Here is a 17,141-nt window from a genome sequence, read left to right as displayed (position 1 = left end):
CGTCCTCGACGTCGTCGACCTCACCCAGGGCACCGCCGCCGTCGGCCCCGCCGAGGTGTTCAAGGCGCTCACCGGCCGGGCCGACCCCGGTGACGCGTCCGTCGTCGTCGCCTCCCGGCTGCCGCGGGCGGCCGCCGGCCTCCTGGTCGGCGTCGCCCTCGGCGCGGCGGGCGCCGCCCTGCAGGCGGTCAGCCGCAACGTGCTCGCCTCGCCCGACACCCTCGCGGTGAACGCGGGCTCCTACCTGGCGCTCGGACTGGCCGCCGTCACGGGCGTCTCGCTGCCGCTCCTGGCCTCCTCCGGCATCGCGTTCGCCGGCGGGCTCGCGGCGGCGGCCGTCGTCCTCGGGCTGTCCGGCCTCGGCACGGGCACCGTACGGCTGGTCCTGGCCGGCACCGCGCTCGCCCTCGGCCTCACCTCCGTCACCGAGGGGCTGCTGCTGCTGTTCCCCGAGCAGACGGAGGGCCTCTACGCGTGGAACCAGGGCAGCATCGGCCAGAACGGCTTCGACGGCGTCCTCCGCATGCTGCCCGTCGCCCTCGCCGGAGTGGCCGGCCTGCTGCTGGTGGCCCGCCGGATCGACGCGCTGGGCCTCGGCGACGACGCGGCCCGGGGCCTCGGCGTCCCGGTGCGGGCCACCCGGGTCACCGCGGTCGTGCTGGCGGCGCTGCTGTCCGCCGCCGCGGTCACCCTCGCCGGTCCGATCGGGTTCGTCGGTCTGTGCGCGCCGGCCCTGGTCCGGCCGCTCGCCCGCCGGTTCCGCGGCTTCACCCGGGCCCGTACGAGCGTGCTCGCGGCCGGCCTGGTGGGCGCCGCGCTGGTGCTGGGCTCGGACGTGCTGCTGCGCGCGCTGGTGCGGGCCGACACCGCGGTCGCCGTCCCCACGGGCGTCGTCACCAGCGTCGTGGGCGCCGTCTTCCTGGTGGTGATGGCGCTCCGCGTCCGTGACACGGGCGGGGCCGACGCGCCGGACCGGATGCGCATCCCGGGCCGGAAGGCGTTCCTGGCCACCGTGACCGTCCTCGTGGTGGTGCTCGTCGGCGTGACGATCGCCGGCGTGCTGCTCGGGGACAGCAAGCTGCTGCTCGGCGATGTCGTGAACTGGGTCCAGGGCAGGGCGGGGCGGACCGTGTCCTTCGTGCTCGACACCCGGGTGCCCCGGGTGGCCGCGGCGCTCCTCGCGGGCGCGGCGCTCGCCCTGGCCGGCACGCTGGTGCAGGCCGTGACCCGCAACCCGCTGGCGGAGCCCGGGGTGCTGGGCGTCTCGGGCGGCGCCGGGCTGGGTGCCGTCCTCCTCGTGACGAGTGCGCCGCTCGCCGGGCCGTGGAGCGTCGCCGGTGCCGCGTTCGCGGGTGCGGCCCTGACCTCGGTCCTCGTCTTCGGGCTCGCCGCGCGCGGCGGTTTCCGGCAGAACCGGCTCGTCCTCGTCGGCATCGGGGTCTCCGCCGGGACGACGGCCCTGATCAGCCTGACGATCGTGCTCACCGACCCGTTCAACGCGACGAAGGCGCTGACCTGGCTGTCCGGTTCCACGTACGGCAGGACCCTGCCGGACGTGCTGCCCGTCGCGCTCGTCCTGGTCCTCGGCACCGCGGTGGCCGTCGCCCGGCGCACCGAGCTGGACCTGGTGTCGCTGAACGAGGACACCCCCCGGCTGCTCGGGCTGCCGCTCGCCCCGAGCCGGCTCGCCTTCCTGGTGGTGGGCGTCCTGCTCAGCGCCACCGCCGTCGCCTCGGCGGGCACCATCGGCTTCGTGGGTCTGGTGGCCCCGCACGCGGCCCGGGCCCTGGTGGGCCGGCGGCACGTCCGGGTCGTGCCGGTGGCGATGCTGCTCGGTGCGGCGCTGGTGTGCGCGGCCGACCTGATCGGCCGCACGGTGATCGCGCCGGCCCAGCTCGGCGCCGGGCTGATGACGGCCGTGATCGGCACGCCGTACTTCCTCCACCTGCTCGTCCGCGGCAGGCGGTAGCCGGCGGCCCCTCCGCGGGGTGGCGTTCAGGAGGCGCGGCGGAGGGCGGCCGCGGGGCCGACGGCGTCGGGGCCGAACTTGTCGCGGATGCGGTCCAGGGCCGACTCGGCGGCCAGCCGGGCCGCGCGGGCCCGGTCCAGGCTGAGCTGCTCGGCGACCTGGCCGGCGGGGACGAGGTCCTGGGCCCTGAGGGCGATGCCGGTGAGGCGGGCGCGCTGGAGGCCGGCGGCGTCCAGCAGCCGGTAGGCCGTCTGACGCAGGTCGTCCTCGTGCGCGGAGGGCCCGGTGAGCCGGCGGGTCTTCTCCCAGCTCGTGCCCCCGGCGAACCGCAGCGACATCTGCAGCGCCCGGGCCGCCTGGCCGCGCCCGCGCAGGCGCAGGCCGAGCTGGACCACGAGGTCGAGCAGCGCCGCCCGGACGGCGGCACCGTCCAGGGTGTGCCGGTCGAAGGTGTGGCGGACCGTGGCGGAGGCGGGCAGCTCGCGCGGGACGACGGGGCGCGGGTCGATGCCACGGGCCCGGTCCGCGGCCAGCCGTCCGGCGGTGCCGCCCAGCAGCCGCTGCACGGTGGCGGGCGGCACCGCGGCGAGCAGGCCCACGGTGTGGATGCCGTAGTCCCTCAGTACCTCCGCCTGGCGGGGGCCGATCCCGTACAGCGCGTCGACCGGCAGCGGCGCCAGCCACTCGGTGACCTCGGCAGGCTCGACCACGAGCACGCCCCCGGCCGGGTCCACCCGCCCGGAGGCAGTGGCCGCGACCGCGACGGCCGGCCCGATCCCGACCCGTACGTCCACCCCCAGCCGGGTCAGCGTGCGCAGCCGCAGCACCTCCCCCAGCCGCCGCGCGTCCGCGCCGTGGTAGCGCAGCGCCCCCTTGAGCTCCACCAGCGCCGCCCCGGGCGGCAGCGCCTGCACCACCGGCGACAGCTCGGCGAGCTGCTCCAGCACCTCCCGGTAGACCTCCTCCGGCAACCGCTCCGGGCAGCGCACATGCATCACCGTCGACACCTCATGAGCCGTCGCGCCTGTCGCCATGACCTCCACCTCCTCCCTCACAGTATCGAACGTAAATTCGAACACGCGAGAGCGCGCCACCCCCGGGCGGGCGGAATGCGGCCTGCCGTTGGCACTTGCCGATTCGCCCTGGCGTGACGTAGCCCGTGCGGGCGCGTGGAAGGATATGAGTGTGTGTTCTCGGCTGGTTATTCGCGACATCTCCGTCGCCGAGGGCCGCGTCGCACGGCTGCGTTTGTTCGGCGAACTGGATCGTGACACGGTGCAGGAACTGTGTGATCGAGTGGTCGAGGCGGTGGTGGGTGGCGGCAGATGTTCTGTGGCCCTCGACGTGTCCTCGGTCACCTGGTGCGACCACGCGAGTCTGTTCACCCTGCTCGGTATCCACAGTGCGCTGCAGTGCACGGGCGGCGGACTGACCCTGGTGGCCGTCAGCTCCCCCATCGACCGTGCGCTGAACCGCACCGGTCTGCACTGGCGCCTGCCCGTCGGATCCCGTGGTCACGGCGTTCCGCGGCTTCCCGGCCCCGCACGGCCGGGCACCTTCCCGCCGATATCCAGGCCCCCGGCGGACGAGGGCGGGGCCTCCGCGGTCGGGGGCGGCGACCCCGTCCCCTGACACCGCCGCGGGCCGGTGCCCCCGTGACGTGGCGGGTGCCGCGAGGTGCGAGCGGTCACCGGAGAGCCGCGGTGATCTTCCTGAACGGCCCTGTCCCCGACGGCACTTCACGCCGACGGGGTTGGTGTCCTGCCCTCCGCCGGATAATTTGACGGCAGTCCGTACCGTTCGACGGCACCCCGCGGTGCGCGAGGAGCGATCCGCGGAACGCCGGGCACCGCCGTGAGCCCGAGCACGACAACTGAACCCACCAGGGAGCCGGGGCCCGCATCCCGCGGTGACGGTGAAGCGGGCCCCGGTCCCTCGTCCTCCGGCCGCGTTCGAGCTGGGGCGCCGTTCCCGCACGCCCCAGGCCGCCGTGAGGACGATTCCGCGCGAGGTTCCGTGCCCGGAAGGCCACCCGGGTCCTCGCGCCGGCGGCCGCCGCCGTTGCCGAAGGCGGCGGCCGCCCCGCACCGTGTGTTCAGGGATCGCGCATACGGCCGACCGCACACGCGGGCGGAGAGCCGGCCCGCGACCCCGGCCCGAACCGTGAGCGCTCCTCATCGGTTACCACGCGACGGCCGATCTGAACCTCGTGGAACCGGATAGGGCAACCATGGGACTACGGACGGGAGTTGAGGCGTCCGGACGCTCCAGGGCCGGGTACCACCTCCCGCGGCGGGCGCGCCCCGTACGACGACGGCGTCCCCCGGCCGACGGGATGCCGGCCGGGGGACGCCGAGGAGACGCGCGCGGACTCCTTACGCGGGCTGCGGATGCAGCAGGCGGGCCAGGAGGTCGTCCAGGACCACCAGCCCGATGAGGGACCCGGTGTCGTCGTGGACGACCGCGAGGGACGCGCGGCGCTGGCGCAGGACCTCGATGGCGTGGCCGACGGTGTCCCCCGCGTTCAGCTCCGGCACGGGGCGGGCCAGGGCGCGGGCCGTGGCGGTGCGGCCCCGGCTGCGGGCGATCAGGGCGTCGCGCGCGTGGACCGAGCCGACGACCACGGATCCGTCGCGGACGAGCAGCCGGTTGCGGTCGTGCTCGGCCGCCGTGGCGAGGACGGCGTCCAGGTCCGCCCCGGCCGGCACCGAGATGATGCGGGCCGCCGGGATCAGGACGTCGGCCACCGGGGTCTGCGGCTCGGTGAGCGAAGCGGTGATCAGCTCGGAGTCGTCCTTGCTGATCAGGCCGAGCCGCTCGGACTCCTCCACCAGGTGCGCCAGTTGCTCACGGTTGTGGACCTCGACGATCTCGTCCCGCGGCGTGACCTTGAACAGGCGCACCAGCGCGTTGCTGATCCGGTTGAGCACCCAGATCAGCGGGCGCACCACCGTGACCACGGCCCGGAACGGCGGGGAGAGCAGCATCGCCGACTTCTCGGGGTGGGCGATGGCCCAGGACTTGGGGGCCATCTCACCGACCACCATGTGCAGGAACACCACGACGATCATCGCCAGGGCGAACGCGACGCCGTAGCTGAGCGCGGTCGGCAGGCCCAGGTCCTGCAGCAGCGGGTCGAGCTCGTGCGAGATCGCCGGCTTGGACACCGAGCCGAGGCCCAGCGTGCAGACGGTGATGCCCAGCTGGGCGCCGGCCAGCATCAGGGACAGCTCGCGCATGCCCGCGAGGGCCGCCTTGGCGCCGCGCCGCCCCTCGGCCGCCGCCCGTTCCATGCGGTGCCGCTTCGCCGCGACCAGCGCGAACTCGGCGGCCACGAAGAACCCGCTGCCGATCAGCAGGAGTACGGTGACGAAAAGAGCCATCGGGAAACTCATGCCTGCTCCTCCTCACCCTGTGCGGCGGCCTTGCGCTCCAGCCGCACCCGCTCCGGTACGTGCCGGTCGAGGCCGCGTACCTCGATCTCCACGGTGTCCCCGCCGGACAGTGCGACGGTGAGCCGGTCGCCGACGGCGGGGAAACGGCCCAGCCGGTCCACGATCAGTCCGGCCACGGTGTCGAAGTCCTCCTCCTCGGGCAGCTCGATCCCGGTCACCTCGGCGACCTCGTCGAGGCGCCGTCCGGCGTCCACCAGCCAGCCGTCCGCGTCGGCGACGGCGATCTCGGTGACGACGTCGCTCTCGTCGGCGATGTCGCCGACCAGTTCCTCGGCGATGTCCTCGTACGTGACGATGCCCGCGACACCGCCGTGCTCGTCCAGGACGACGGCGAACTCCTCGTCCCGCTCACGCATCCGCTCGACGGCGTCCGGCAGCGGCAGCGTGTCCGGCAGCAGCAGCGGACGGCGCGCGATCCGGGCCGCCGTGGTGCTCCCGAGCCGGTCGACGGGCAGCCGCGTCAGCTCGCGGACGCCGACCACGCCGCCGATGTCGTCGGGGTGGTCGCCGAGGACGGGGTAGTTGGAGTGGCCGTACCGGCCGATCAGGCCGACCGCCTCGGCCGCGGAGGCGTCCTGGCGGACGAAGGTGGCGTCGACGCGCGGCACCATCACCTCGGCGAGGGTCCGGTCGGAGAAGGCCAGCGCGTGGTCGAGGAGGTCGGCGGTGTTCTTGGGCAGCTGGCCCTGCTGGTGGGACTCGCCGATCAGCTGGCCGAGTTCCTCCAGGGTGGCGCCGTGGTGCAGTTCCTCGACCGGCTCGATGCCGATGCCGCGCAGCAGCCGGTTGGCGGCGCTGTCGAAGACCCGGATCACCGGGCCGACGGCCTTCAGGTACATGAGCGTCGAGGCGGCCAGCGACTTCGCCAGCCGCTCCGGGACCGCGATGGCGAGGTTCTTCGGGGCCAGCTCGCCGATCACCATCTGGATGAACGTGGCCAGCACGAACGCCAGCACCACGGAGATGCCGGTGACGGCGCCGTCGGGAAGACCGACCCCGCTCAGCACCGGCTCCAGCAGCGCGGACACGGACGGCTCGGCGATGAAGCCGACGACCAGTCCGGTGACGGTGATGCCCAGCTGGGCGCCGGACAGCATGAACGACAGCCGCTCGAGCACCTTCAGCGCGCGGGCGGCCCTCTTGTCACCGGCCTGGGCCTCGCGGGCGAGCGCGAGCCGGTCGGCGGAGACGTAGGCGAATTCCTGGGCGACGAAGTAACCGGTGCCCAGGGTCAGGACGAGAACGGCCAGGAGGCCCAGTGCGGCACTCATCGAACACCATCCCGCCACGTGCCGGGCTCAGGGGGAGTCTGGCGGGATGGTCGGGGACTGTGCCCCGAAGGGTCCGTCGATCTGGCGGACAAGAGCGTGCTCCTTGTGCTTGAGGTGTACCGGGACAACGAAGGTCTTCTCGTCCGTGTTCCCGCCACTTTCCGTCAACCGGAGCGGGCCCGCCACCGGTGGCCCGGCGCGTTCCGGCCCGGTGTCGAACCGGGCATCGAACACGCCAGGACAGACGGAAGTGGCGCAATCACAGGTTGCAGCCGTGTTGCGCGCGGCACAGCCTGAGTAGCGCGGGAGCGCACCGGCACCCCGCCTCCCGCGGCCACCCCCCACACCCCTCACACACCCCCCCACGTGAGAAGAGGCAGACCGTGACCGTTGCTTGTCATGGCGCGGACAAGCGGGCCTTGTCCCGCCCGACCCTCGCCCTGAGCCTGCTCACCGCCGTACTGCTGTGCCTCGTCCCCTGGAGCGGCAGCGCCGCGGCCCACGGTTCCGTGGTCGACCCGGCGTCCCGCAACTACGGTTGCTGGCAGCGCTGGGGCAGCGACTTCCAGAACCCGGCCATGGCCCAGCAGGACCCCATGTGCTGGCAGGCCTGGCAGGCCGACTCGAACGCCATGTGGAACTGGAACGGCCTCTACCGGGACGGTTCCGGCGGCAACTTCCAGGCCGTCGTTCCCGACGGACAGCTGTGCAGCGGCGGCCGCACCGAGGGCGGCCGGTACAACGCGATGGACACCGTGGGCGCCTGGCGGACCACGGACATCGGCAGCAACTTCACCGTCAGGCTGCACGACCAGGCGAGCCACGGCGCGGACTACCTCCTGGTCTACGTCACCCGCCAGGGCGTGAACCCCGCGACCCGGGCGCTGCGCTGGAGCGACCTGGAGCTGGTCGCCCGGACCGGCCGGTACGCCCCCGGCCCGAACTACTCGGTCGACGTGAGCGCCCCGGGCCGCAGCGGCCGTCACGTGGTCTACACGATCTGGCAGGCGTCGCACATGGACCAGACGTACTTCCTGTGCAGTGACGTGAACTTCCGCTGAGCCCGCTCCCCCACGCGCACCGGGTACCCGGTACGACTCCGGGTACCCGGTGCGCATGAACGCCGACAACGACCGCAAGCGCGAGAACATCAACGCCGCCGTGGACCCCGAGCGGGCCGCGCAGGAGCAGGCCGAGGCCGAGCGCCGGCGCGCGGAGGCCCGCCCGTTCGACTACCCCTACCCGGAGCGCCGCCCGGGCGTCAGGGCCCGGCGCCACATCAGCAAGGAGGAGGCCGACGCCGACATGCAGCCCGGCATCACCGGGGGCTACGGCTCGACCGGTGGCGGACAGCCGGGCGGCACGGGAGTGGGCGAGAGCCCCCGGCACGACGACGGTGAGCACGACGGCCTGTGACCCTCGAGGGCTCACCCACGGGTCAGGCGGCCGGCACGGCGGGCCGGTCGGCAGCGGCCAGCAGGTCCACGAGGGTCGTCCGGGCCCGGGCGACCCGGGACCGGACCGTCCCGACGGGGCAGTCGCTCACCGCGGCGGCCTCCTCGTAGGGCAGCCCCAGCAGCTGGGTGAGCACGAACGCCTCGCGGCGCTCGTCGGGCAGGGCCGCCAGCAGGTCGAGCAGCGCTATGCCGTCGTCGAAACCGGGCAGACCGCCCGGCTGGGCCCGTTCGACGACCAGCTGCCAGTCCGGTACGTCGCTGAGGCGCGGGCGGGAGGCGGCGTACCGGTGGCTGTCGACCACCGCGCGGCGTGCGATGGCCAGCAGCCACGACCGCGCCGAGGAACGGCCCTCGAACCCGTGCAGGCTGCCGAGGGCCCGCAGGAACGTGTCCTGCGCCAGGTCGTCGACGGCCTGCGGATCCGCGCACAGGTGGGCGACGTATCTCCTCACGTCGCGGTGCAGGGCGCGGACGAAACGGTCGACGGCGGCCGCGTCGCCGCCGCGCGCGGCCAGCGCCCACGCGGTCGTCGACTCGTCGGGGGTGCGCACCGCGAACGCGGTGTGCGGGGCAGGAGTGATCACCTGATGTCATTCTCGGTCGTCAGGGCAGGGGAAGACGGTCGTACGGGCGTATGACCGCGCCCGGGGCGCGTACGGCTGCCCCGGGTCACCGGCTGTCGTCTACAGGACAGCGGTTCCCGCGGGCGGACCCCGACGAGTGAGGGCGCAGACGAGGAGGAGCAGGCGCGGCGACCGGTCGTCGCGGTCACGGCGCGGGCGCGGCAGCGGGCGGCGCGGCGGCACGGGCCGGACGAGCAGCAGCCTCAGCGGCGCCGCGAGCCGTCCCGCCAGGACGCGCAGGAGCCGGAAGACGGCCCGTTCCCCACAGGCCAGCCACAGGCCGCACAGCAGGGCGGCCAGCAGGTGGGCGGCGACCATGCCGGCCGACGAGGAGTCGTGCCCGGCGTGCGCGGTCAGCCCGGCCGGGTCGGTGTGCCCCATGTGCGGGTGCGGGTGCGCGGCACCCACCGGCCCCGTACCGGCGTGCGCGAGGGAGAACGCCCCGTGCAGTGCCGTCTGGGCGGCCACGACGACGGACACCACCAGCGGCAGTCCGCGCTCACGGCCCGCCAGGCACCAGCCCGCGGCCCCGGTCACGGCCAGGGCGGCCGCCAGCGTCCACCAGGCCACGTCCTGCCCGGACATGACGGCGTGCCCCAGGGCGGCGAGCAGCACGCAGACGGCCGCGAACATCGCGGCGCGCGCTGTGCGAGCCCCCCACCCTGCCGTCATGGCGCCCCATCCTCACATCCGGGCACACGTTCTCCCGCCCTGGTACGGAGGATGCCCCGGGCGGGCACTCATCCAATCCCGGGAAGGTGACCCGGATCACATCACCTCGGCCTCGGGCAGCCTCAGGAGGGGAGCGAGCCGGACGGCACCCTCTCGACCGCCTCCTCGCGATGCGGCGGATGCGGCACACGCGGTGGAGGCCGGTGCTCCAGGCTCTCCTCCAGCTCGTCCAGGGCGGTGCGGACCCGGGCGATGCGGTCGCGCACCTGCCGTTCGTCGAGGTCCCCGCCGACCGCGGGGCGGGGGCGCCGGCCCTCCTCCCGCTCGATGTCCCTCGCCTCGTCGAGGGAGGTGATGACCACTCCGATCAGCACGTTCACCAGGACGAAGGAGGCGATCAGGACGTACGAGGCGTAGTAGACGATGCTCCAGCGGGAGATCTCCAGGCCGGCCCGGACCGCGTCGCCGAGCCCGTCCAGGGTCATCAGCAGGAACAGGGTGAGCACGGCACGGCCGAGGGAGCCGTAGTGCTCGGGGTCGTCGTCGGCGAAGAAGACCCAGCCGACCATCGCGTACACGTACAGCAGCAGCGCGCCCACCAGCAGGAAGCTCACCGTGCCGGGCAGGCTGCGGACCACCGCGACGAGCACCACGCGCAGCTGGGGCAGGAAGCGGGCGGCGCGCAGCACGCGGGCCAGCCGCAGCAGCCGGAGGACGGTCGCGTTCTCCCGGATCACGGGCAGGAACGCGCACAGGACCACGGCGAGGTCGAAGAGGTTCCATGGGTCGCGGAAGAAGTCGCGGGGCCGGTCGGCGTGGGCGCCGGCGCGGAGCAGGATCTCCACGGTGAACGCGGCCAGGAAGCCGTGCTCGATCATCTTGAGCTCGTCGTGCCAGCGGTGCACCACACCGGCGTAGGTCTCCACGCCGAGCACCACCGCGTTGGCGAGGATGAGCAGGAGGACACCGACGGCGAACCAGCGGGAGCCGGTCACGGCACGGCAGTGGGCGGCCACGGCCCGGGCGACGGATAACCGTCCGCTTCCGTCCCGGGCCGTCGTCATCGGGTTCAACGGGATTTCCTTCACCGGCGTGCGGGGCGTGCGGGAACGCCGCACACCGCGCGGCGTTCCCGGGGAGATGCGGGGCGGGCCGGCCCGGGCGGCGTGCGCCCGGGCCGGCCCGTGGTCAGGCGGCGGCGGGGGCCGGGCCGACCAGTTCCGTCAGGACGTCCTCCATCGTCACGAAGCCGAGCACGGCGCCCTTCTCGCCCGTGACCGCGGCCAGGTGGCTGCCCGAGGCCCGCAGGGCGGTGAGGGTGTCGTCCAGCGGGGTGTCGATGCGGACCCGGGTGATCGGGTGCAGCGCCTCGCGCGGGAAGGGACGGTCGCGCTCGGTGACCCCGAGGGTGTCCTTGATGTGCAGGTAGCCGAGCAGGGTGCTGTTCGGTCCGGTCACCGGGAAGCGCGAGAAGCCCGCCTCCGCGGCGGTCCGCTCCAGCTGCGCCGGGGTGACGGTGTGGTCGACGGTGCGCATGTGCGGGACCTGCACGAGGATCTCGCCGACCGGGCGGGTGCCCAGCTCCAGCGCGTCGCGCAGCCGCTCGCCGTCGGCCGGGCTGAGCAGTCCGGCCTCGCTGGAGTCGTCGACCATGCGGGCGAGCTGGTCGTCGGTGAAGACGGACTCGACCTCGTCCTTCGGCTCCACCTTCAGCAGCTTCAGCAGCGCGTTGGCGAAGGCGTTGATGCCGAAGACCACCGGCTTGAGCGCCCGGGTGACCGCCACCAGCGGCGGGCCGAGGAACAGCGCGGTCGGCACCGGGGCGGCGAGCGCGATGTTCTTCGGCACCATCTCGCCGATCAGCATGTGCAGGTAGGTGGCGAGGGTGAGCGCGATGACGAAGGAGATGGGGTGCACCAGCGGGTGCGGGACGTTCACCGACTCGAAGACGGGCTCCAGCAGGTGCGCGATGGCGGGTTCCGCGACCGCGCCCAGGACCAGCGAGGAGACCGTGATGCCCAGCTGGGCGGTGGCCATCATCGCGGAGAGGTGCTCCAGGCCCCACAGGGTCATCCTGGCGCGGGTGTTGCCCTCCCGCGCGCGGGGTTCGACCTGGCTGCGGCGGACGGAGATCAGGGCGAACTCGGCGCCGACGAAGAAGGCGTTGGTGAACAGGGTGAGGACGCCGATGGCGAGCTGCAGGGCGGTCATCGGGCCTCCTCCAGGTGCTGGACGGCGGTCCCGGCGTCGGGCCGGTCCGCGGGGGCGGTGATGCGGACGCGGTCCGCGCGGTGGTGTTCGACGCCGAGCACGGCCAGTTCCCAGCCGTCGATCTCGAGGGTGTCGCCCTTGACGGGAATCCGGCTGAGCCGGGTGGCGACCAGGCCGGCCACGGTCTCGTACGGGCCCTCGGGCGCGGTGAGGCCCATGTCGGCGAGCTGGTCGATGCGGACGCTGCCGTCCGCCTCCCAGGTGGCGCGCCCGTCCCCGGTGCGCGGGGCGGGTACCAGGCCGGGGGCCTCGACGGGGTCGTGCTCGTCGCGGACCTCGCCGACGACCTCCTCGACGATGTCCTCGACGGTGGCCACGCCGGCCGTGCCGCCGTACTCGTCGATGACGACGGCCATGGTGCGGGTGGCGCGCAGCCGCTCCAGGAGCCGGTCGGCGGGCAGGCTGTCGGGGACCAGCAGCGGCGGCGTGGCCAGGTCGGTGACCGGGGTGGCGGCCCGCTCCTGGGGCGGGAGGGCGAGGACGTCACGGATGTGGACGGTGCCCGTCACCTCGTCCAGGTGGTCGCGGTAGACCGGGAAGCGGGACAGGCCGGTCGCGTGGGCGAGGTTGGCCGCGTCGGCGGCCGTGGCGTGCACCTCGAGCGCCTTGACGTCCACGCGCGGGGTCATCACGTTCTCGGCGGTCAGCTCGCTCAGGTGCAGGGTGCGCACGAACAGTTCGGCGGAGTCCGCCTCCAGGGCGCCCTCGGCGGCCGAGTGCCGGGCGAGCGCGACGAGTTCCTCGGGGCTGCGGGCGGAGGCCAGTTCCTCGGCGGGCTCCAGGCCCATGCGGCGCACGAACCGGTTGGCGGTGCTGTTCAGGTGCCGGATGAAGGGGCCGAACGCGGCGGTGAAGCCGCGCTGCGGCCCGGCGACCACCTTGGCGACGGCCATCGGGCGGGAGATCGCCCAGTTCTTGGGCACCAGTTCGCCCACCACCATCAGGACCACGGTGGAGAGGACGACGCCGAGGACGGTCGCCACCGCGGAGGCGGCGCCGCCCAGGCCCAGGGCCTCGAGCGGCCCCTTGAGCAGGGCCGCGATGGAGGGTTCGGCGAGCATGCCGATCACCAGCGAGGTGACCGTGATGCCGAGCTGGGCGCCGGACAGCTGGAAGGTGAGCCGGCGCACGGCCTGCAGCGCGCTCTCCGCGCCGCGTTCACCGGCCTCGGCGGCCCGTTCCAGGTCGCTGCGCTCGACAGTGGTCAGCGAGAACTCCGCCGCGACGAAGACCGCGCAGGCCAGCGTCAGCAGCAGGGCGAGCAGGAGCAGCAGGACCTCGGTCACCGTGCCACCCCCGCCCCGTGAGTCGTCGCGCGTCGTGAACGGCGGGGTATGGCACGGCAGGGACTGGGAGGCTCACCCATCGCTGGACCGTAGCTCCTTCGCGAAAGTCGTGTGGGAGAAACAGGGAAGGACACAGGATGACCTGCATCTACACCCACTGTAGAGGATTCGCAGGGTAAGCCACCGGGCGGAGGCGCGATTGCGCGGGGCGGCCGCCGGGCGGGCCGGCCGTTACCGGACCGTCGCCGCCGCGCCCTCCGGCCACGCCCGCGACGGGTGCGTCAGGAGGGGTGCGCGCGGCGGGTGTTCACGGCTCGATCAGGCCGACGCGGATGGCGTAGCGGGTCAGTTCGAGGCGGTCGCGCAGGCCCAGTTTCTGGAGCAGGTTGGCGCGGTGGCGCTCCACGGTCTTGATGCTGATGAACAGGATGTCGCCGATCTCCTTCGAGGTGTGGCCCTCGGCGACGAGCTTGAGGATCTCCTCCTCGCGCTCCGTGATGGGCCGGGCGGGCAGGGCGTCGCCCTGGCGGGCCCGGTCGAGGTACTTGCGGACGATCGTGGTCTCGGCGCCCGGGTAGATGAAGGGCTCGCCCCGTACGGCGGCGCGGCAGGCCTCCACCAGGTCGCGGTCGGCGACCGACTTGGTGACGTATCCGCTGGCGCCCGCCTTGAGCGCCTCGAAGAAGTACTGCTCGTTGTCGTACATCGTCAGGATCAGGATGTGCAGCTCGGGGCGGATGCGGGACAGCTCGCGGGCCGCCTGCAGTCCCGTCGCCCGGGGCATGGCGATGTCCAGGATGGCCAGGTCGACCGGTGTGGTCCGGGCCAGCGCGACCGCCTCGGCGCCGTCGTCGGCCTCGGCCACGACCGTCAGGTCGGGCTCGTTGTCGAGGATGAGCCGCACCCCCCGGCGCACGAGGGCGTGGTCGTCGGCGAGCAGGATGCGCACGGGTGCGGTCATCGGTTCCGTTCCTCGGCTCCGTGTTCCTCGGCCGACGTGTCGGCCGGCCGGTCTGCTGTGTCCGCCCGTCCGCCGGCCCGGGTGACGTCCCGTCCGGTCGCGGTGGGGCCCGGTCCGGGCCGGGGGGCGTCCGTTCCCGCCGCGGCGCTCTCCAGCCGGACCTCGGTGCCTGTGCCGCTCCCCGCCGTGACGGTGAGGCGGGCGCCGATCAGGAGGGCGCGTTCGCGCATGCCGCGGATGCCCGCGCCCTCGGGGGCGCCGCCGATGCCCTTGCCGTCGTCGCGGACGAGCAGGCCCACGCCGCCCTGCGGGAGGGGCCGCAGCTGGAGGTCGGCGCGGCCGGCGCCGGAGTGGCGGGCGATGTTGGTGAGGCCCTCCTGGGCGACCCGGTAGAAGACCAGTTCGGTGTCCGGGTCGAGCGGCGGCACTCCGGGCGCGATGTGCGGCCGTACGTCGAGGCCGGGCGTCGAGAACTCGGCGGCGAGCGCCCGCAGCGCGCTGTGCAGGCCGAGTTCCTCCAGCACCCCGGGGCGCAGCCGGCGGGCGATGCGGCGGATCTCCTCGAGGCTGCCGCGCACGGCCTCCTGCACCTGGGTGAGGTCCTCGCGCACGGGCCCGGGGGCCCGGTGCGCGGTGTGCTTGATCTGCAGCAGCACGGCGGTGAGGGTCTGCCCGATCTCGTCGTGCAGCTCCTGCGCGATGCGCCGCCGCTCGCCCTCCAGCGCGGTGAGGACGCGGCCGCTGCTGGTGGCGCGTTCGGACTCCAGGCGGTCGAGCATGGCGTTGAAGGACGCCGTCAGTCCGGCGATCTCGCCGTGTCCGGTGACCTCCGGGCGGGCGCCGGGCCGCAGCAGGTCGGCGGTGGCCATGGCGCGGGTGAGCCGTTGCAGCGGGGCCATGCCGACCCGGAGCAGTACGGCGTTGACCACCAGCATCGCGGCCAGTCCCACGCCGATCACCAGGGCCTCGCCGTGCGCGACGGGCGTGGAGACCGTGACGGGGCCGAGCAGCAGGAGCACCGCGACCACCAGTACGGCCGCGTTGAGCAGGAAGATCCGCCAGTACAGCGAGAACTGCATCCGTCCGCCTTTCCGGGTGGGCTCCCCGTCCGCTCTCCCCGCCCACCTGCTGCCGGACTTTTTCCTGCCGTGACCTGCGAAGAAGACGTTCAGCCGGACATCATCACCGGCCGTGGGGCCTGCTGTCCATCCGTGCTGACACCCATGTTGCCCGCTCAGCGCCAAGTGGCAACATGTGCGGTTGGCCGCTTCGGCCCCGCACCGCCGCGGGAGGAACCCACAGCCGCCGCGTCACGACCATGAACGACCAAAAGGGGGATGGGCCGTGCCCGCTCCACGGATGAGCACCACACCACTGCCCGGCATCGGCGTGCAGTACGACCTCACCACGCGTGAGCACCGGCACCTGTCGGTGATCGCACACCGGGACGGCGCCCGCACGGTGAACTTCTACCGCGCCGACGACCCCGACGCGTGCGCCCACTCGCTGCGGCTGACCGGCCCCGAGAGCGCGTCGCTGATCGACGCGCTGATGCCGGCCCACCACAGCCCGAACGTGCTGCACACCACGGACCTGGGCCTGGTGGCGGAGCGGATCGAACTGTCCTCGGTGTCCCACTGGAACGGGCGGGTGCTGGGCGAGTCGCAGATCCGCACCCGCACCGGTGCCTCCGTCGTCGCCGTGCTGCGCCGGGCCGAGGCCATTCCCTCCCCGGCCCCCGACTTCCGCCTCGCCGGCGGCGACATCCTCATCGTCATCGGCACCCGCGAAGGCGTCCAGGCCGCCGCCGAGATACTCGGACAGGAGTAGGCCACCGTATGCACTCCACCGCCATATTCCTCATCGAGTTCGGCGCCATCATCCTCGGCCTCGGTCTCCTCGGCCGCTTCGCCGCCCGCTTCCAGCTCTCGCCCATCCCGCTCTACCTCCTGGCCGGGCTCGCCTTCGGCCAGGGCGGCCTCCTCCCACTGGGCACCAGCGAGGAGTTCGTCGCCATCGGCGCCGAGATCGGCGTCGTCCTCCTGCTGCTCATGCTCGGCCTCGAGTACACCGCGAGCGACCTGGTCTCCAACCTGAAGACCCAGTACCCGGCGGGTCTCGTGGACGCCGCCTTCAACGCCCTGCCCGGCGCCGCCGCGGCCCTGCTGATGGGCTGGGGCCCGGTCGCCGCCGTCGTCCTCGCCGGCGTCACCTGGATCTCCTCCTCCGGCGTCATCGCCAAGGTCATGAACGACCTGGGACGGGTGGGCAACCGCGAGACCCCGGTCATCCTCAGCATCCTGGTCCTCGAGGACCTCGCGATGGCGGTGTACCTGCCCATCGTGACCGCGCTGCTCGCCGGCGTCGGCCTGGCCTCCGGCAGCGTCACCCTCGCCATCGCCCTCTCCGTGGCCGGCCTGGTGCTCTTCCTCGCCGTCCGGTACGGCCGCATCATCTCCCGGTTCGTCTCCAGCGACGACTCCGAGAAGCTGCTGCTCGTCGTGCTGGGCCTGACCCTCCTCGTCGCGGGCATCGCCCAGCAGCTGCAGGTCTCCGCCGCCGTCGGCGCCTTCCTCGTCGGCATCGCGCTCTCCGGCGAGGTCGCCGAGGGCGCCCACAATCTGCTCGCCCCGCTGCGCGACCTGTTCGCGGCCGTGTTCTTCGTCTTCTTCGGCCTGCACACCGACCCCGCCAGCATTCCCCCGGTCCTGCTGCCGGCCCTCGTCCTCGCCGTGGTCACGGCCGCCACCAAGATCGCCACCGGGTACTGGGCCGCGAAGCGCGCCGGCGTCGGCGAGAAGGGGCGCTGGCGGGCCGGTGGCACGCTGGTGGCGCGCGGCGAGTTCTCGATCGTCATCGCCGGACTCGCCGTCTCGGCCGGCATCGAGCCGTCGCTGGGCCCGCTGGCCACCGCGTACGTCCTCATCCTGGTCATCCTCGGCCCGCTCACCGCCCGCTACACCCAGCCCATCGCGGCCCGGATCGCCGCGCGCCGCGCCTCGGCGTCGTCGCCGCAGCCCGGCCCGGTGAACGCGGAGCCGGAGAAGGCCGAGGTACGGGACTGACCGTACGGGGCGCCGCGCCGCGACGGACCCGTACGGGACCCGGCCCGCGGAGCGTGCCGGGCGCCGTCGGACCCGGCGCCCGGCACACCCCTCCCGCCGGCCGCACCGGCC

16 protein-coding genes are annotated in these 17,141 nt (G+C 73.7%); 6 read left to right on the top strand and 10 right to left on the bottom strand.

The window, feature by feature from the left end; translation table 11 throughout:
* A partial coding sequence (locus tag UW392_RS25735) for an iron ABC transporter permease (RefSeq protein ID WP_320777499.1) occupies positions 1 to 1,969 on the top strand: 1,969 nt, incomplete at its 5' end.
* A gap of 26 nt (positions 1,970 to 1,995) precedes the next feature.
* On the opposite strand, the gene UW392_RS25730 is transcribed toward UW392_RS25735, so the two are convergent.
* Complete coding sequence (locus UW392_RS25730; protein WP_320777498.1) at positions 1,996 to 3,003, bottom strand: hypothetical protein; 1,008 nt, start codon at positions 3,001 to 3,003, stop codon at positions 1,996 to 1,998.
* Here UW392_RS25730 and UW392_RS25725 point away from each other — a divergent pair.
* On the top strand, positions 3,002 to 3,601 hold the full coding sequence (locus UW392_RS25725; protein ID WP_320777497.1) for an STAS domain-containing protein: 600 nt from the start codon (positions 3,002 to 3,004) through the stop codon (positions 3,599 to 3,601). The genes UW392_RS25730 and UW392_RS25725 overlap by 2 nt on opposite strands.
* Before the next feature lie 743 nt (positions 3,602 to 4,344).
* On the opposite strand, the gene UW392_RS25720 is transcribed toward UW392_RS25725, so the two are convergent.
* A complete protein-coding gene (locus UW392_RS25720; RefSeq protein WP_320777496.1) occupies positions 4,345 to 5,364 on the bottom strand; it encodes a hemolysin family protein in 1,020 nt (339 codons plus the stop codon).
* The gene (locus tag UW392_RS25715; protein WP_320777495.1) at positions 5,361 to 6,695 is read right to left on the bottom strand and encodes a hemolysin family protein; all 1,335 of its coding nucleotides are present in this window, start codon (positions 6,693 to 6,695) and stop codon (positions 5,361 to 5,363) included. Before UW392_RS25715 ends, UW392_RS25720 begins: the two co-directional genes overlap by 4 nt.
* 419 nt (positions 6,696 to 7,114) lie before the next feature.
* Between UW392_RS25715 and UW392_RS25710 the strand changes: the two genes are divergently transcribed.
* Positions 7,115 to 7,756: a lytic polysaccharide monooxygenase auxiliary activity family 9 protein gene (locus UW392_RS25710; RefSeq protein ID WP_320777494.1), complete on the top strand. Its 642-nt coding sequence runs from the start codon at positions 7,115 to 7,117 to the stop codon at positions 7,754 to 7,756.
* Between the two features lie 55 nt (positions 7,757 to 7,811).
* Positions 7,812 to 8,111 carry a hypothetical protein gene (locus UW392_RS25705; protein ID WP_320777493.1) on the top strand — a complete coding sequence of 100 codons (300 nt, stop codon included), beginning with the start codon at positions 7,812 to 7,814 and terminating at the stop codon, positions 8,109 to 8,111.
* Positions 8,112 to 8,133: 22 nt separating this feature from the next.
* On the opposite strand, the gene UW392_RS25700 is transcribed toward UW392_RS25705, so the two are convergent.
* The 7 genes from UW392_RS25700 to UW392_RS25670 form a co-directional block, all read right to left on the bottom strand.
* Entirely contained in the window at positions 8,134 to 8,736 is a 603-nt protein-coding gene (locus UW392_RS25700; protein WP_320777492.1) for a sigma-70 family RNA polymerase sigma factor, read from the bottom strand.
* Between the two features lie 99 nt (positions 8,737 to 8,835).
* Complete coding sequence (locus UW392_RS25695) at positions 8,836 to 9,447, bottom strand: hypothetical protein (protein ID WP_320777491.1); 612 nt, start codon at positions 9,445 to 9,447, stop codon at positions 8,836 to 8,838.
* Between the two features lie 122 nt (positions 9,448 to 9,569).
* Positions 9,570 to 10,511 carry an ion transporter gene (locus UW392_RS25690; protein ID WP_320777500.1) on the bottom strand — a complete coding sequence of 314 codons (942 nt, stop codon included), beginning with the start codon at positions 10,509 to 10,511 and terminating at the stop codon, positions 9,570 to 9,572.
* Between the two features lie 124 nt (positions 10,512 to 10,635).
* The gene (locus tag UW392_RS25685; protein ID WP_320777490.1) at positions 10,636 to 11,658 is read right to left on the bottom strand and encodes a hemolysin family protein; all 1,023 of its coding nucleotides are present in this window, start codon (positions 11,656 to 11,658) and stop codon (positions 10,636 to 10,638) included.
* Entirely contained in the window at positions 11,655 to 13,004 is a 1,350-nt protein-coding gene (locus UW392_RS25680) for a hemolysin family protein (RefSeq protein WP_320777489.1), read from the bottom strand. Before UW392_RS25680 ends, UW392_RS25685 begins: the two co-directional genes overlap by 4 nt.
* Positions 13,005 to 13,311: 307 nt before the next feature.
* The gene (locus tag UW392_RS25675) at positions 13,312 to 13,965 is read right to left on the bottom strand and encodes a response regulator transcription factor (protein WP_320777488.1); all 654 of its coding nucleotides are present in this window, start codon (positions 13,963 to 13,965) and stop codon (positions 13,312 to 13,314) included.
* Complete coding sequence (locus UW392_RS25670) at positions 13,962 to 15,044, bottom strand: HAMP domain-containing sensor histidine kinase (protein WP_320777487.1); 1,083 nt, start codon at positions 15,042 to 15,044, stop codon at positions 13,962 to 13,964. The genes UW392_RS25675 and UW392_RS25670 overlap by 4 nt, the downstream gene beginning before the upstream one ends.
* A 280-nt stretch (positions 15,045 to 15,324) precedes the next feature.
* Between UW392_RS25670 and UW392_RS25665 the strand changes: the two genes are divergently transcribed.
* Complete coding sequence (locus UW392_RS25665) at positions 15,325 to 15,795, top strand: cation:proton antiporter regulatory subunit (RefSeq protein WP_320777486.1); 471 nt, start codon at positions 15,325 to 15,327, stop codon at positions 15,793 to 15,795.
* An 8-nt stretch (positions 15,796 to 15,803) separates the two neighbouring features.
* Complete coding sequence (locus UW392_RS25660; RefSeq protein ID WP_320777485.1) at positions 15,804 to 17,030, top strand: cation:proton antiporter; 1,227 nt, start codon at positions 15,804 to 15,806, stop codon at positions 17,028 to 17,030.
* The last annotated feature ends 111 nt before the right edge of the window (positions 17,031 to 17,141 follow it).

The organism is Streptomyces sp. CRN 30 (genome assembly GCF_034105845.1).
Note: the sequence above shows the minus strand (reverse complement) of the source record. Positions and strands in the feature narration are given on the sequence as shown.

Coding starts and splice junctions, on each gene's coding strand:
- UW392_RS25725 (WP_320777497.1), top strand. CDS start 3,002: ATGACCTCCACCTCCTCCCTCACAGTATCGAACGTAAATTCGAACACG.
- UW392_RS25730 (WP_320777498.1), bottom strand. CDS start 3,003: ATGGCGACAGGCGCGACGGCTCATGAGGTGTCGACGGTGATGCATGTG.
- UW392_RS25720 (WP_320777496.1), bottom strand. CDS start 5,364: ATGAGTTTCCCGATGGCTCTTTTCGTCACCGTACTCCTGCTGATCGGC.
- UW392_RS25715 (WP_320777495.1), bottom strand. CDS start 6,695: ATGAGTGCCGCACTGGGCCTCCTGGCCGTTCTCGTCCTGACCCTGGGC.
- UW392_RS25705 (WP_320777493.1), top strand. CDS start 7,812: ATGAACGCCGACAACGACCGCAAGCGCGAGAACATCAACGCCGCCGTG.
- UW392_RS25695 (WP_320777491.1), bottom strand. CDS start 9,447: ATGACGGCAGGGTGGGGGGCTCGCACAGCGCGCGCCGCGATGTTCGCG.
- UW392_RS25690 (WP_320777500.1), bottom strand. CDS start 10,511: ATGACGACGGCCCGGGACGGAAGCGGACGGTTATCCGTCGCCCGGGCC.
- UW392_RS25685 (WP_320777490.1), bottom strand. CDS start 11,658: ATGACCGCCCTGCAGCTCGCCATCGGCGTCCTCACCCTGTTCACCAAC.
- UW392_RS25675 (WP_320777488.1), bottom strand. CDS start 13,965: ATGACCGCACCCGTGCGCATCCTGCTCGCCGACGACCACGCCCTCGTG.
- UW392_RS25670 (WP_320777487.1), bottom strand. CDS start 15,044: ATGCAGTTCTCGCTGTACTGGCGGATCTTCCTGCTCAACGCGGCCGTA.
- UW392_RS25665 (WP_320777486.1), top strand. CDS start 15,325: ATGAGCACCACACCACTGCCCGGCATCGGCGTGCAGTACGACCTCACC.
- UW392_RS25660 (WP_320777485.1), top strand. CDS start 15,804: ATGCACTCCACCGCCATATTCCTCATCGAGTTCGGCGCCATCATCCTC.